This window comes from Marinobacter sp. SS5-14b, assembly GCF_030541005.1.
Lineage (GTDB): Bacteria > Pseudomonadota > Gammaproteobacteria > Pseudomonadales > Oleiphilaceae > Marinobacter.
The window spans coordinates 243771-258896 of sequence record NZ_JASSVM010000004.1; the positions used below are offsets into that span (position 1 = coordinate 243771).

10 protein-coding genes are annotated in these 15126 nt (G+C 56.9%); 7 read left to right on the forward strand and 3 right to left on the reverse strand.

The genetic code is table 11. From position 1 onward, the window contains the following. Nucleotides 1–134: 134 nt before the first annotated feature. Entirely contained in the window at nt 135–1079 is a 945-nt protein-coding gene (locus tag QPL95_RS11110) for a LysR family transcriptional regulator (RefSeq protein WP_303291037.1), read from the reverse strand. A 141-nt stretch (nt 1080–1220) separates the two neighbouring features. Here QPL95_RS11110 and QPL95_RS11115 point away from each other — a divergent pair, with 141 nt between their 5' ends. The 6 genes from QPL95_RS11115 to QPL95_RS11140 all read left to right on the forward strand — a co-directional run bounded on the left by QPL95_RS11115 (nt 1221) and on the right by QPL95_RS11140 (nt 8496). Continuing rightward, nucleotides 1221–3320 (forward strand): 3-hydroxyacyl-CoA dehydrogenase NAD-binding domain-containing protein, encoded by a 2100-nt coding sequence (locus tag QPL95_RS11115; protein ID WP_303291038.1) that lies wholly within the window; start codon nt 1221–1223, stop codon nt 3318–3320. 149 nt (nt 3321–3469) lie between these two features. Then, on the forward strand, nt 3470–6385 hold the full coding sequence (locus QPL95_RS11120) for an ABC transporter permease (protein ID WP_303291039.1): 2916 nt from the start codon (nt 3470–3472) through the stop codon (nt 6383–6385). Then, nucleotides 6348–6755 carry a hypothetical protein gene (locus QPL95_RS11125; protein ID WP_303291040.1) on the forward strand — a complete coding sequence of 136 codons (408 nt, stop codon included), beginning with the start codon at nt 6348–6350 and terminating at the stop codon, nt 6753–6755. Before QPL95_RS11120 ends, QPL95_RS11125 begins: the two co-directional genes overlap by 38 nt. Then, entirely contained in the window at nt 6752–7837 is a 1086-nt protein-coding gene (locus QPL95_RS11130; protein ID WP_303291041.1) for a hypothetical protein, read from the forward strand. The genes QPL95_RS11125 and QPL95_RS11130 overlap by 4 nt, the downstream gene beginning before the upstream one ends. 133 nt (nt 7838–7970) lie before the next feature. Next, on the forward strand, nt 7971–8243 hold the full coding sequence (locus tag QPL95_RS11135) for a type II toxin-antitoxin system Phd/YefM family antitoxin (RefSeq protein WP_022988271.1): 273 nt from the start codon (nt 7971–7973) through the stop codon (nt 8241–8243). After that, a complete protein-coding gene (locus QPL95_RS11140) occupies nt 8224–8496 on the forward strand; it encodes a Txe/YoeB family addiction module toxin (RefSeq protein ID WP_303291042.1) in 273 nt (90 codons plus the stop codon). The genes QPL95_RS11135 and QPL95_RS11140 overlap by 20 nt, the downstream gene beginning before the upstream one ends. A gap of 92 nt (nt 8497–8588) precedes the next feature. Here the strand turns inward: QPL95_RS11140 and aceF are convergent, their stop codons facing one another. Beyond that, complete coding sequence (gene aceF / locus QPL95_RS11145) at nt 8589–10244, reverse strand: dihydrolipoyllysine-residue acetyltransferase (protein ID WP_303291043.1); 1656 nt, start codon at nt 10242–10244, stop codon at nt 8589–8591. Nucleotides 10245–10254: 10 nt separating this feature from the next. Then, the gene (aceE, locus tag QPL95_RS11150) at nt 10255–12918 is read right to left on the reverse strand and encodes a pyruvate dehydrogenase (acetyl-transferring), homodimeric type (protein ID WP_303291044.1); all 2664 of its coding nucleotides are present in this window, start codon (nt 12916–12918) and stop codon (nt 10255–10257) included. Between the two features lie 556 nt (nt 12919–13474). Between aceE and QPL95_RS11155 the strand changes: the two genes are divergently transcribed. Continuing rightward, complete coding sequence (locus tag QPL95_RS11155) at nt 13475–14839, forward strand: KamA family radical SAM protein (protein WP_303291045.1); 1365 nt, start codon at nt 13475–13477, stop codon at nt 14837–14839. Nucleotides 14840–15126: the final 287 nt, after the last annotated feature.

A 15126-nucleotide genomic window follows, 5' to 3' on the forward strand; every position in this document is an offset into this window, starting at 1 on the left:
AGCCTGGCGCATAAAAAGCCAGGGAACTCAGCCAAACTAACAATAAGGAGCGAATGCCACAATTATATATTTGGCATTAAATCTATACCCAAATTCGATAGATTATGAGGGTTATCGAAATGGCACCGTTACGCTCAGAACAACAAATTTCCGATCCATCGACCACTCCTGACCTGCTCCGAAACCTGCTCAAGAATCACTTCCGTCAGCTTCATGGTTGCAATCGAAGGCGGAATATTACCGGGCGTGACAATGGCCAGAGTGCGCTTCAGCTCCGGATTCACAATCGGAACGACCGCCACTTCCCCCCGGCTCACCATCTCCCCGACCGAAACCGCAGACAGGATGGTGTAACCCAGGTTCTGATTGACCATCTGGGTCATCAAGGGCCAGGCGCTCACTTCAAACGCCATGTTGATTTTTTTGTTCCGCGCCATGGCTTCCTTTTCCATTCGAGCTCTAACCCCGTGCTTTTCCTCAGGCAGTATCAGCGGCAGATCCAGCACCTCATGCAGGTCTATGGAATCACGACGAGCCAACTCCGAGCCCGGCGGCGCAATCAGGGCAAAGCGTTCTTCGATCAGAGGGGTATAGCGGAGGTGCTGGTTTTTCTTCTGGTCATCGGTAATCGCCATATCCAGCTTCTGTTGTGACACCATCTGTTGCAGGGTACCGCTCATCGCAGAGCGCAGCGCCAGAGTGACCCGGGGGTAAAGCACCTGAAACGCCTTGATGATGTCGGTTGCCAGTTCATGGGACACCGTGGGCAGAAGGCCCAGGGTCACATGCCCGGTCACGCTGCCGGCAACAGCACTGACGTCCGCCTGAATCTGCTCAACATCCTGCAGCAGGGCCCGGGCCCGCTCATAAAGCACCTCTCCTGCCGCCGTTAATTGCACGCCACGCCCCAGGCGCACGAAGACGTCAACGTCCAGTGCCTCCTCCAGCAGGCGAATCTGTCGGCTGAGCGCGGGCTGAGCGATAAACAAGGTTTCGGCCGCGCGACTAAAACTGCCCTTGTCGGCGATAGTCAGGAAGGTTTTCAACTGACGGAGATCTATTTTCAGGTTTGAAATCATAGGGTTATTCCGAGGCCATTCACCATTAAATCTATCAAATAATTATATGAATAATATACCAATCATATAATAGTGATATCGAAAGCCGAGTGCTATCGTGGGGTACATGCCCGGTTTTCCAACTTAAGGAGAGAGCTACCCATGATGGTCTCTTATCAGCAAGAAAACGAACTCGCCGTCATCACCATCAACAACCCTCCGGTGAACGCGCTGTCCCATGGTGTGCGCCAGGGCGTGTTCGATGCCATCGCGAAAGCACAGGCTGATGATTCAAAGGCCATTGTTCTGCTTTGCGAAGGTCGCACCTTCGTAGCCGGTGCCGACATCAGCGAGTTCGGCAAGCCGATGCAGGAGCCCTCGCTGGCCCAGGTGAACGCCGCCCTTGAATCGTCATCCAAGCCGGTCATCGCGGCGATACACGGAACAGCTCTGGGCGGGGGGTTCGAATTGGCACTGAGCTGCCATTACCGGTGCGCCGTTGAATCGGCCGCCGTGGGCCTGCCAGAAGTCAACCTGGGGCTTTTGCCCGGCGCCGGCGGCACCCAGCGTGTTCCCAGACTGATTGGCCTTAAGGCTGCCCTAGATATGATCACCTCCGGGCAGAAAATCGGTGCCGTTAAAGCGACCGAACTGGGGTTGATCGACCGGGTTCTGGATGGCGAACTGAAGCCAGCCGCCATGGCTTATGCCCGTGAACTGCTTGCCAATGGCGCCCCCCTGCGACGCATCCGCGATATGTCAGTACCCGCGGACGGTCTCAATGAGCAAGCCCTCGAGAACTACCGGCAGCAACTCAACAAGCGCAAGCGTGGCCAGGAGGCGCCCCAGAAAATCGTGGACTGCATCGCAGCGGCCGCCGGCAGAACCTTTGACGAGGGACTGGCTTTCGAACGGGAACGCTTTGCAGAATGCATCGCTTCAGAGCAATCCGCTGCGCTGCGCCACATTTTTTTCGCAGAGCGCAGCGCCGCGAAAATCCAGGGCATAGGCAAAGCCGTTCAGCCCAGGGCCATAAGCAAGGTTGGCATTATTGGTGCGGGTACCATGGGTGGCGGTATCGCAATGGTATTTGCCAACGCTGGCATACCGGTCACCTTACTGGACCTCAACGAAGAGGGGCTGGAGCGGGGGCTCGCGCTGATCGCCAAGAACTACGGCATCACCGTGAGCAAGGGCAAGCTTTCAGAACAAGAAGCGGCTGCGCGCCAAGCCCGCATATCCGGCAGCACGGATTATGAATCCCTCGCAGACGCAGACCTTGTTATCGAAGCCGTGTTCGAAAGCATGGATGTGAAAAGACAGGTGTTCAGCAAGCTCGACGAGGTTTGCAAACCCGGCGCTATCCTGGCGACCAACACGTCCTACCTTGACGTGAATGACATTGCCGCCACCACCAGCCGTCCACAGGATGTCATTGGCCTGCACTTTTTCAGCCCCGCCAACGTCATGCGTCTGCTCGAAGTGGTACGTGCAGACAAGACCGCAGATGACGTGCTGGCGACCGCCATGGCACTGGGCAAACGCATTGGCAAGGTAGCCGTGCTGGCGGGCGTCTGTTACGGGTTTATCGGTAACCGGATGCTGCGGCAATATGGCCGGGAAGCCCAGTTGTGCATGATCGAAGGTGCCAGCCCTGAGCAGATTGATGGCGTGCTCACTCGTTTCGGCATGGCCATGGGGCCACTGGCCGTTGGCGATCTGGCGGGCCTGGATATCGGCTACAAAGCTCGCGAATCTCTGACAGAAGAACAGAAAGGCGACCCCCGTACCTACTGCATCGCGGATGCTCTGGTCGAACAGGGCCGCCTGGGCCAGAAAACCGGCGCTGGCTATTACCGCTACGATCCACAAACCCGTGCCCGCTCCTCAGACCCGGAAGTCCTGAAGATCATTAAGGAGCAGGCCGCAAAGCACGGGGTGCACCAACGAAAGCTCTCTGACGAAGAAATTCTGGACCGCCACCTGTTGGCGCTAATTAATGAAGGCTTCCGGATTCTGGAAGAAGGCATCGCCCAGCGTTCCAGCGATATTGATGTGGTGTATGTCTACGGCTACGGCTTCCCCTCCTACCGGGGCGGCCCGATGTTCCATGCCGCGCAGCGCGGCCTGAAGAATGTCTACGAGAGCATTCTGAAATTGCAGGAACAAACCGGTGAGGCACACTGGTCGCCGGCGCCTTTATTGGCGCAACTGGTAAGCGAAGGTAAGAGTTTGCAGGATTGGGAGTCGAGCAAGAACTGACAACCAACACCGCCCCGGCCACGGATGGCCACACATCACGAATTCCGGAACCGACAGGCGCAGCAATGTGACATCACCGTGCGGGCCAGATAAAATTCCGGAGCATTGAAGCAAGAAGCTTCTCTCAGCCATTGATAAGGAACGTCACCATGAGCAATCTGGCCCATAGCCGCCTTTCAGACGGCCCTCCCTGCACCTTCTGTGATTTCATCGTTGCTGTGGTTGGCAGCAAGCACAGCCAAGAACAGCGCCCGGTGGTTTTTCAAACGGCAGCAGCCCCGTTCCCCGGAGTTGAACGGCGCCTGCCGGATGGTATCCAGAAAGGTTATCTCCGCGAGGTCAGCAATGCGGAATCCGCCCTGCACATCTGGCCCTGGCGCAGCCAACCTGCCAGCCGGGCGGTACTGGAAGTGGATGCAGAATCCGGCGCGCCGATTCACCTTCCGCTCACGGATACCCCGGCGCCCGAAAGCATCCATTCCGAAACCACCGCCAACATTCTGATGCCCGCCGTGCCCATGGCCTGGGTGCGGGGAATGAATCACGAAGGCAAGCACCTGACCTGGCCAGCTCTCGCCCGCCCCGGGTTTCTGTATCTGTTCCGCAACGGCACACTCTGGCGAGAGCTGCAAATCGCCTGGGAAGGTAACCAGCCGCAATTCCGCGACGTAAGGCTGGCGGACCATCGCACGGAAGACGGCCAATTTACCGAAGACCGTCGCCCCGCCGTGGGTAAACCGCTGGCCGATGTATGGGTACCCGTTCGCCTTGACGGCCAGGATCAGTCCCTTGAAGCTGCCTTCAGCGAATCTCCCCTCTCTGCAGCACGGCTGAATTGCCTGCAGAGCAATTCCGGGCTTCGACACTACCGGTGCAGCCAGTTCCGGGACCTTTACCCCGCCGACCAGCCCCAGATGGGCTTTGCCCGCTGGCCTGATGCTGCTAAACGAACCGTATTCCGGTTAGACAAAGTTGAAGCACAAAGGCCCAGGGCACCAGCCAAAGAATGGCAGTTTGAGCGGCCCTGGGAGTACCTGGCCGATACCATCGGCACCTACGCCGGCAAAGCCCTGGATATGGCCTCCAGCCTCTATGAAGAGTGGAACGCTGGTGAACGTACCGAGCCCCTGGCCCCCTTCGAACACCCCGAGCCGGCCGCGCTCGGCATTGCGATTCAAAAGGACCTGGACAGGGCCAGCGAAACGCCACCGCAACGGCCATTCAGCTACGATGAATGGCGAACCAGTGATTGCCAGCCAGACGCACTTGAAGAATTAAGAAGCCGAGGCGTGTGCGGCCTGCGCATTGAGGACCATTTTTACGAGATGCGGCACCAGCAAGCGCGCATCAATACGGCGCGCCATCTGCTGAACCTGTGCGCAGAAAAAGCCCGTAAAAATCCGCAACTGGAAAACGCCCTCCTGGTAAACCAGATTATCCTGCCGAGTCGGATCGGTCGCCAGAAGAACCCGCTGTTCAAATACAGCCTGGCCTTGCCCCACAGCGGCCGGCAAAAGATTCGCCGGGTATTGATGACCGAAGAGCGCACGCTAGGGCAACACTACCTGACCCTGGCCCAGGCCGAACTGCTGCAATGCCTGAAACGCCAGCCCTATCAACAAGCCCTGGCCGATCTGTTCAGCACCGAAGGTTTCGACTATGCCGGCGCTTTCCGCTGCGCCGGGCATTTTATCAGCGACACCCTGGAGCCCGCCTGCAAGCAGGACCCACTGGACCCGGAACACAGCCAGCCCAGCCCGGACAGCGACGGCAAGGCCTGGGTAAGGTCGCTGTGTACCGAGAGGGCCGCAGCCAGCGCCTCGCGAGAGGAAGTGTCTCTCGCCCGCATGTTGTGGCCGCAAACCACGCCAGACAGCCAAACCGAACCCTACCAGCCCCCGGAAACGCCCGAACCCAACCATGGCACGGGTGTATTCCGGGGCGCAGCCCTAGCCGCGCTGGAAAAGCTGGATTTGCCGGAGGATACCGGTGACCTACTGACGGTGGAAGGCCTCAGGCTGGCTGAGGATATCCAAAGCGGTACCTCAAACACCCTGATGCTGGCAGGTATGCGATCAGGCATGAAAGCATTGGACAGTACTCATAGAGAACTGCACCAGTCCATCCGTTCCGCCATGGCCGCACTGGAGAACAACGACCGACAGCTCCAGAACCTGACCGACGAACAAACCCGCTTGTCCCAACGACGCGCAGCCCTGAAAGCAGAGCACGACGCGGCCAGCCGGGAATGGATGAAGCGCAACAGCGACGAAGCCTTCAGGAAAGAACAGGCCGCCGCCAAAGCCCTCAAAGACTTCGATGACGCCAGTGCGCGGTTGGAACAGCAACACGCCCAAACCCGGCAGACTATCCAGCAGCGCCTGATGGCCCAGCGCATTGCCGCCATGGCGAACCCCATGGAAGGCATACGCCGGGCCATGCCTGAACTGTTACCCGATTTGAGGCAAATGACCCTGAGCGACGCCATTGCCCAAGGCAAATACGTACTCGGTCTGGAAGACCTGGGGCCAGATGGCGCACGCTATAACCCGGAAACACCCGCCGCAGGCAAGGCCCTGGTTTGGACCCTGAGCCGGGACAAGCCCACCACCCAGGCTATCCAGGCACTCACCCGAGCCGAGAATCACCTGACCCTGGCACGCCGGGCCCTGGCCGAAGCCAATGGCAACCACGAAGAACTCAGGGCGAAGTTGCAGGCGGCCCAGAGCCGGTACAATCAGGTGGTCGACGAACTGAAACAGACCGGCGGCCGGATTCGGGATATCAATGCGGAGATTCGCAAACTGGAGGGCGAAGCAAAGGCGCACCGGGTGGACTTCAACGCTGCCGAGCGAAGCCGGTTGCACCGGGTGCTCTTCAACGCTGCCGAGCGAAGCCGGTTGCACCGGGTGCTGAATACGCCGGCATTGCCGTTGGTGGTGTTGGCTATTGAGGCGGTTAATGTGGCGAATGCCCTAAGTAACGAAGACCAATTTACCGGGCTTGACCGGCTTCACGGAACAACAAATGACGTTCAAGCTTCAACTGCTCCGCCACCGAGTTAAGCAGGACAGCAACCACTCGGTTCCATTGGCCCCTCAGCAGGTTCCAGACTCCGAAATGCAAAGCTATATTCTCCGGGAGAGCGCCACGCCGGATGGCTACGAATACATTGTCAGGACACCCTCTCCCCATACGGAAACGACCAAATTTCTTCGCATACCACTCAGCACTCACAATGTGAGCTACTCCTGGCAGCCAAAAGCCCAAATCCGTGTGGAAACCGGCATCCGGGAACTCGCTTTTCCGGCACCGCCACCCAAGGATTCAACTATTTTCGACGCCAAAGATAATGAACATACGGAACCGGACTTCAGTGACAAAAAGCAGCTTTTCTGGATCAATGAATTCAGCAACCCGGGAGCCACGGGATGACAACGGATAAACCTGCATCGGGATACTACGGCCCGAAGGCCTATGATTCCGGACATCTCCCCCAGCAAAAGCGCCCGGCACCAGGTGCTAATCCGGCACAGCCCTGGTTTAACCAAAAAGCTGACCGGAAACTGCCTTGGGGGCACACAGAGGATGTCGTGCCACAGATCATTCGACGGCGAAATCGTCCCGAAGTGCTCCGGAAGTTCGAGAAAAACCCACTGCCGTTCGGAGATCTGCAGACTCATCAGCGCATTGACCATGAATGCTATCGGCATGCGACGGCGGCACTGAGGACCCGTATTCTTCTGTTTTTCAATGCCTTCGGTAACCCCTTCGTCATCGCCTTTATGATGCTGCCGGTAACAATTGGCTTTTTCTCCCACTGGAGACTGAGCCCACCAGATGAAACCTTTGGCCAGATGCTGATCGCCTTTATCCCAATTCTGGCCATTTTTGTAGGTCCCCTTATCGCCTGCAACCTCGTCCCCACCGCCCTGTTCAAACTCTTCCCCCGGCAGCTCATCAAGCCTAACAAAGGCCCTCTGTGGGAACTCAATCGCCGCACGGGCCTGGTAACGGTGTTTCACTACGATAAAAAGGGTACCTGGGGCAAAACCGGCCAGCCGGAAGAAGAAACCGCGCCGTTTTACGAGTTCGATGCCTACACCTCCAACGAACTGATCCACGGCGGCGGGGTGGTGCACACCCTGTACCTGGCCCACCGCTACCGCAACATCCTGATCCCCATCGGCACTCTGATCGGCAAAGCCAACCCCGAAGAATGCTACGCCCTGTGGGACATGTTCCAGAACTTCATGGACACCAGCCGACCCCTGCCGGATATCCCCCTGTGGGAAGAGCATCGTGCCAATGACCCGGTCACCGCCGAACACGACCGGCGAAGCAATCGTCCACCCCGTTACTGGCGTGATATGGATAACGATACGTGGAAACAGAAAAACCACGAGATGGCGCTTCAGGTGCTGCGGCTGAACACCCCGGGGCGGCTCGATATAATGCGGAATAGGTGGGCGTACTCACCAAGGACACGCCGGCAACGAAAGGCTTCAGCAGAGTAGATACCTTACGCCAGCCATGAACGGCGGCCCGACAGGGGCATCCGTCGGAGGCCGAAAGCCAGAACGAGCCTGATGACTGCGCCAGGGCTTGTGATGTATAGTTGTACGGAATATCCGTACATAAAGGTGTTTTATGGACACAATCAGCGTAAACAAGTTTAGAGATAATCTGAAAAACGTTGTTGAGCAGATAGTTAGTCAGCATGAACCGGTCAAGGTTACACGCCGAGCCGGAGAAGCTTTCGTAGTGATGAGTGCCGAGGACTGGGAGCGAGAGCAGGAAACCCTTCACGTGCTCCAGAGTAAGAGCTTGATGCAGCAAATTGCGGCTTCACTTGAAACCCACAACCGTGGGGAAGGTTATAAACCGACTGACGAGCAGATGGATGAGATCACTGGTATTTGAGGGCAATACCTGGCAAGCGTATGAGGCCATGCGCGAGAAGGATAAACGATTGCACAAAGCCTTGTGCAAACTGCTGAAAGAAATGCTGCGATCCGAAGACCCGTCTTCCGGCCTGGGAAAGCCTGAACCGCTCAAGCATAACCTCTCTGGACTTTGGTCGAAGCGGATATCACAGAAAGACCGCCTGATATATCGATTCGATGACAAAGCCATTTACATCTTCGCCATTGGCGGCCACTACGACGAGCCCTAACAGCAAATTGGTAGAGATTTGGCCAGGCTCAACGCAAAGACGAGAAAGCCGCCCCGCCACTAAGAAGCTACGGAGCGGCCCTCGACTCAGGACTACAACAGCAAGGTGCGAATATCCCCCAGCAGCTGTGTCAGCAGGTTGGTAAACCGGGCCGCATCGGCGCCGTTCACCGCACGGTGGTCGTATGACAGCGACAGCGGCAGCATCAGCCGTGGCTGGAACTCCTTGCCGTCCCACACCGGTTTCATGGAGGCTTTGGACACACCCAGAATCGCCACTTCCGGCGTGTTCACGATGGGCGTGAACGCGGTGCCGCCAATGCCACCCAGGCTGGTGATGGTAAAGCAGGCGCCCTGCATTTCAGCAGGCTTCAGCTGCTTGTCCCTCGCTTTCTGGGCCAGTTCGGCGCTTTCTGCCGCCAGTTCCCACAGGCCTTTCTGGTCAACGTCCCGGATCACTGGCACCATCAGGCCATTGGGAGTATCCACCGCAATCCCGATGTGGATGTACTGCTTGCGCACCACCTCTTTGCGTTCCATGTCGAGCGCCACGTTGAACTGAGGCAACTCGGCCAGGGCCGCAGCACAGGCTTTCAGCAGGAACGGAAGCGGCGTCATCTTCACGCCACGCTTTTCGCCGGCCGCTTTCTGACCCTTGCGGAAGTCTTCCATCTCAGTGATGTCAGCATCGTCGAATTGGGTGACGTGGGGCACGTTCAGCCAGCTACGCTGCATGTTGTTCGCGGTGGCGAACATGATGCGGGACATGCCTTCGCGCTCCACTTCACCAAACTGGCTGAAGTCCGGCAGTTTCACACCCGGGATACCGCTACCGGTGCCCACAGAAGCGCCTTGCTGGGCTTGCTGTAGCTGACTCTTCACATAGGCGTGCACGTCATCCTTGATGATGCGGCCTTTCGGGCCAGAGCCCTTCACGCGGGTCAGGTCTGCGCCCAGTTCACGGGCCAGCTTGCGCACCGCCGGGCCAGCGTGAACCTTGGCACCCGGTGCTGGTGGCTCGTAAGTGGAACCCTGGGGCTGCGATGCCGATTCCTGCTTGTCGGCCTTCGGCGCCGGCTTGCTGTCCTGACTTCTGGCTTCCGCTTTCTGGCTATCGTCCGAGGACTCCTCAGCCTCATCACCATCGTCCTCGATGGTCATTTCCAGAAGATCTTTGCCTTCAGAAAGTTTGTCGCCCTCTTTCACCAGAATCTTGCTGATCTTGCCGGCAAATGGTGATGGGATCTCCATGGTGGCCTTATCGGACTCCACGGTCACCAGCGGATCATCCTCGCCGACGGTATCGCCTTCGGCGACGTTGATCTCAATCACCGGTATATCGTCAAAGCCATCCAGCGATGGCACCTTCACCAGCTCGGTGCGGGAGCCGCCGGATTTTTTCTTAGGCGCCGGCTTGCTGTCTTCGGATCTGGCTTCCGGTTTGGCGTCGGCCTTGTCCTCGGTTGATTCGGCAACGGGTTTATCAGAATCATCCGGGCCAGCCGCATCGTCGCTGGCCTCAAACATCCCAACCACATCGCCCTCTTTCACCTTGTCACCCACTTTTACGGTGATTTTGGTGATCTTGCCGGCGGCCGGCGCGGGCAGCTCCACGGAGGCTTTATCGGACTCAACCGTCAGAATCGGATCTTCTTGCTGAACCGTGTCCCCTTCACTGGCGATGATTTCGATAACCTCGACTTCATCAGCTCCGCCGAGATCGGGAACCTTGATTTCCTGTTCACTCATGGCGGTCTCCTTAGCTCAGCACCGGGTTCGGTTTGTTGCGATCGATTCCGTACTTGCGCATAGCTTCGAGAACCTGTTCCTGCTTGATGTCACCATCTTTCGCCAGGGCCGCCAGCGCGGCAACGGTCACGTAGTAACGATCCACCTCGAAGAAGTTGCGAAGCTTCTCGCGGGTGTCACTACGGCCGAATCCATCGGTGCCCAAGGTCATGTAGGTTTTCGGGATATAAGCCCGCAACTGTTCAGAGTGCAGCTTGATGTAGTCAGTGGAAGACACCACCGGCCCCCGCTGTTTCTCCAGGCACTTGGTGACGTAGGCCTGCCGTGGCTTGTCGTCCGGGTGCAGGGCGTTCCAGCGCTCCACGTGCTGGCCATCGCGGGCCAGTTCGTTGTAGCTGGTTACACTCCACACATCGGAGGCCACACCCCAGTCGTCTTTCAGCAACTGGGCGGCTTCGTGCACTTCGTTCAGAATCGCACCGGCGCCCATCAGCTGAACCCTCGGGCCCTTCTTGCTGCCTTTGACTTCAACCGATTCCAGCTGGTACATGCCCTTGATGATGCCGTCTTCACAATCTTTCGGCATGGCAGGCTGCACGTAGTTTTCATTTTCGATGGTCAGGTAGTAGAAGACGTTCTGGTTTTCCTCGAACATTTCCTTCATACCGTGCCGGATCACCACGGCCATTTCATAACCGTAAGCCGGGTCATAGGCTTTGCAGTTGGGGATGGTGTTGGCCAGCACATGGCTATGGCCGTCCTGATGCTGAAGACCTTCGCCGTTCAGCGTGGTACGGCCAGCCGTGCCACCGATCAGGAACCCGCGGGCCTGCATGTCGCCAGAGGCCCAGGCCAGATCGCCCACCCGCTGGAAACCGAACATGGAATAGAACACATAGAACGGAATCAGCGGGAAGCTGTTCGTGCTGTAAGACGTCGCAGCCGCCATCCAGGTTGACATGGCACCGGCTTCGTTGATGCCCTCCTGCATGATCTGGCCTTTCTTGTCTTCCCGGTAGTACATGATCTGATCACGATCCTGGGGCACGTATTTCTGGCCTTCGGAGGTGTAGATACCAAGCTGACGGAACATGCCTTCCATACCAAAGGTACGGGCTTCGTCCGGCACAATCGGCACCACGCGCTTGCCGATGCGCTTGTCTTTCACCAGGGCACTCAGAATCCGCACAAACGCCATGGTGGTGGAAATCCCACGGTCACCTGAACCCTCCAGCACCTGCTTGAAGATATCCAGCTCCGGAATCTGCAGTGGTTGGCAGTCTTTGTTGCGCTTGGGATAGAAGCCACCCAGGTCCTGCCGGCGCTTCTTCATATACACCAGCTCCGGGCTGTCTGGCGCCGGGCGGTAATAGGGTACATCTTCCAGCTCATCGTCTTTCAGCGGTACGCCAAAACGGTCACGGAAGCCTTTCAGGGTGTCGATATCCAGCTTCTTCAGGGAGTGGGCGGTGTTCTGGGCTTCGCCCGCCGCGCCAAAACCGTAGCCCTTGATGGTGTGAGCCAGAATCACCGTCGGCTTGCCGTTGGCCTGATTCACCGCCTTATGGTAGGCCGCATACACTTTGTAGGGATCGTGACCGCCACGGTTCAGCTTGCTGATTTCGTCATCCGACATGTTCTCCACCAGCTTGGCCATCTCCGGGTATCTGCCGAAGAATTCCTTGCGGGTGTAGGCCGGGCCTTTAAAGCTGAAGTTCTGCAGATCGCCGTCGCAGATTTCATCCATGGCCCGCTGCATGGCACCGTTTTCGTCCCGGCTGTATAGCGGGTCCCAATGACGCCCCCAGACCACCTTGATAACATTCCAGCCAGCACCGCGGAACACACCTTCGAGTTCCTGAATAATCTTGCCGTTACCGCGCACCGGGCCGTCCAGGCGCTGCAGGTTGCAGTTGACCACAAAGATCAGGTTGTCCAGATTCTCACGACCCGCCTTGGAGATAGAGCCCAGGGTTTCTGGCTCATCACACTCGCCGTCTCCGACAAACGCCCACACCTTGCGGTCGTTCATCTCAACCAATTCACGGCTGTGCAGGTACTTCATCACGTGGGCCTGGTAAATGGCCTGAATCGGCCCAAGCCCCATCGACACGGTGGGGAACTGCCAGTAATCTGGCATCAACCAGGGGTGTGGATAGGATGACAGGCCTTCTCCGCTGGTTTCCTCACGGTATTTATCCAGCTGGGCTTCGGTAAAACGCCCTTCCAGGAAGGAGCGGGCATAGATACCCGGTGCCGCGTGGCCCTGAAAATACACCAGATCCGACTCGCGCTTTTGATCGCCACCGTGGAAAAAGTAGTTAAAACCCACGTCGTACAATGTGGCAGCGGAAGAGAAGGTGGAAATATGGCCACCCAGATCACCCGGGCGCTTGTTGGCGCGCACCACCATGGCCATGGCGTTCCACCGGATCAGGGAGCGGATTCGACGCTCCATGAACAAGTCACCCGGCATGTGGGCCTGCTGAGCCACAGGAATGCTGTTCCGGAACGGGGTGGTGATGGAATACGGCAGCTCGGTACCGTCGCGGCTCGCGCGCTCAGACAAGCGCTCGAGAATATACTTGGCCCGCTCAACGCCTTCGTTCTCGATCAGAGACTCCAGCGCATCCAGCCATTCACTGGTTTCAATGGGATCATCGTCCTGGTACATCAAACCCTCCCCTTGGCATCGTTCATAAAAACTCTCTCAAGCATAGAACAGCTTTCATATTTTTCCTGTCGGGGAACGGACCACAAACAACGCCTTGGACACGCATCTACCCGACAGGACAGGGTTTCAGCAACATTATCTTGCACCCCACCCCAAAAACTTTCGTACTTTTACTACAAAACGACGTAAAAAAACAAACAAACAGGCGTTTGAAAGTCCTGAAAGGCCTTTTCGTTTACTTTAGTTACGTAATAATGTCGAACTTTAATTCGCAAAACAACGCATCTCAGACCAATGTCTCACTGCCAGTCATCACTTAAAATGCATCGTACCGCTAAATAATTTCTGCGGTGTATTTTCGACGCTTTTAGGCGAATCTTGGAACAGATACGCCATTTTGCTTTACTTTAGCGACACATAATCACACCGACCTCGGAGATTATTAATTAGACCTGAAAATGAATTTCGATTTATGTATACTTGCCTGCCCGTTTTTTAACCAGCAAGGCAGGGCATCACCCTCCTTGTATTTTTGGCACCCAACAGAGGGCGATCTATGAACTCCATCGTCACCTTTCCGAACCGCATCCCGGTTCAGGAATTCGAGGAACGCCGGTTCAAGGTATTTACCGACCGCCAGCTCGATAAAATTGAGGCGATCCAGAATCTCCCCGAAGAGACCCTGTTCGAAATGAAGGTGGTGGCCAGCGTGCTGCCGTTCCGGGTCAACGAATATGTGATTAATGAACTGATCAACTGGGACAAGGTACCCAACGATCCCATCTATCAGCTGGTGTTCCCTCAAAAGGGCATGCTCAAGGACGAACATTACGAACAGATGGCGCAACTGCACCGTGACGGCGCCGACAAGAAAGACATCCAGGCCGCCGCCAAGATCATCCGGGACGCTCTGAATCCACACCCGGCCGGCCAGATGGAAATGAACATGCCTGAGCTGGACGGTGAAGTACTGGACGGCGTGCAGCACAAATACCGGGAAACCGTACTGTTCTTCCCGGCCCAGGGCCAGACCTGCCACTCTTATTGCACCTTCTGTTTCCGCTGGGCGCAGTTCGTAGGCGACAAAGACCTGAAAATGTCGAGCACCGAGGCCGAAAAACTACACGGCTACCTGCAGGAACACACCGAAGTCACCGACCTGCTGGTGACCGGTGGCGACCCCATGGTGATGAAAACCAAAAACCTGGTGCAGTACCTGGAACCCCTACTGCAGCCCGAGTTTGATCACATCCAGACCATCCGCATCGGCACCAAGGCCCTCACGTTCTGGCCGTACCGTTTTGTCACCGACAAGGATGCCGACGAGCTGATCGAACTGTTCGCCAAACTGGTTGATGCCGGCAAGCACGTGGCCATCATGGCCCACTACAACCACTGGCAGGAAATCACCACCGACATCGCGGAAGAAGCCATCCGCCGCATCCGCTCGACCGGTGCCGAAATCCGAGCCCAGGGCCCGCTGATCAAACATGTGAATGACGACGCCGACGCCTGGGCCAAGCTATGGAAGAAAGAAGTACAGCTGGGCATCATCCCTTACTACATGTTTGTAGAGCGGGACACCGGCGCCAAGAACTACTTTGAAGTGCCCCTGGCTGAAGCTTTCCAGATTTACCGTGAAGCCATGAAAAAGGTCAGCGGCCTGGCCCGCACCGCCCGCGGCCCCAGTATGAGCGCCGGCCCCGGCAAGGTGGAAGTACAGGGCGTGACCGAAATCCACGGCGAGAAAGTATTCGTTCTGCGCTTCCTCCAGGGCCGCAACCCGGATTGGGTGCAGCGCCCGTTCTTCGCCAAGTACAGCGAAACCGCCACCTGGCTACACGAGCTGGAGCCGGCCTTTGGGGAGGAGAAGTTCTTCTTTGAGGAGGAGTTTGAGGCGATGAAGCAGGGGAATGGTTAAGGCTGTTGCCTGAAGGCGATTGAGACAGGGCCAGGTGAAGCGATTCATCTGGCCTTTTTTGATACAAATCAATTCATTCTCAAAACAGGCACCCTAAGCGCCTATTGACTTGTCAGATTCTTACCAGTTCCAATCTTGATATTTAACAATGATTTACATAGCTGAAATTGCCCCAACCCTATTCACCGCCTAATTTCTCCCATAGTCCAAATCGACGCACTTGGACTAACGGAATGTTGTTCAGGGATGATTCCGCTTGCTCGATTTCACCCCTTCACAACACTCCT

Excerpts from the sequence above, each read along its gene's own strand:
- QPL95_RS11120 (WP_303291039.1), top strand. The coding sequence starts at position 3,470 with ATGAGCAATCTGGCCCATAGCCGCCTTTCAGACGGCCCTCCCTGCACC.
- QPL95_RS11140 (WP_303291042.1), top strand. The coding sequence starts at position 8,224 with ATGAGATCACTGGTATTTGAGGGCAATACCTGGCAAGCGTATGAGGCC.
- QPL95_RS11125 (WP_303291040.1), top strand. The coding sequence starts at position 6,348 with ATGACGTTCAAGCTTCAACTGCTCCGCCACCGAGTTAAGCAGGACAGC.
- QPL95_RS11155 (WP_303291045.1), top strand. The coding sequence starts at position 13,475 with ATGAACTCCATCGTCACCTTTCCGAACCGCATCCCGGTTCAGGAATTC.
- aceF (WP_303291043.1), bottom strand. The coding sequence starts at position 10,244 with ATGAGTGAACAGGAAATCAAGGTTCCCGATCTCGGCGGAGCTGATGAA.
- QPL95_RS11110 (WP_303291037.1), bottom strand. The coding sequence starts at position 1,079 with ATGATTTCAAACCTGAAAATAGATCTCCGTCAGTTGAAAACCTTCCTG.
- aceE (WP_303291044.1), bottom strand. The coding sequence starts at position 12,918 with ATGTACCAGGACGATGATCCCATTGAAACCAGTGAATGGCTGGATGCG.
- QPL95_RS11135 (WP_022988271.1), top strand. The coding sequence starts at position 7,971 with ATGGACACAATCAGCGTAAACAAGTTTAGAGATAATCTGAAAAACGTT.
- QPL95_RS11130 (WP_303291041.1), top strand. The coding sequence starts at position 6,752 with ATGACAACGGATAAACCTGCATCGGGATACTACGGCCCGAAGGCCTAT.
- QPL95_RS11115 (WP_303291038.1), top strand. The coding sequence starts at position 1,221 with ATGATGGTCTCTTATCAGCAAGAAAACGAACTCGCCGTCATCACCATC.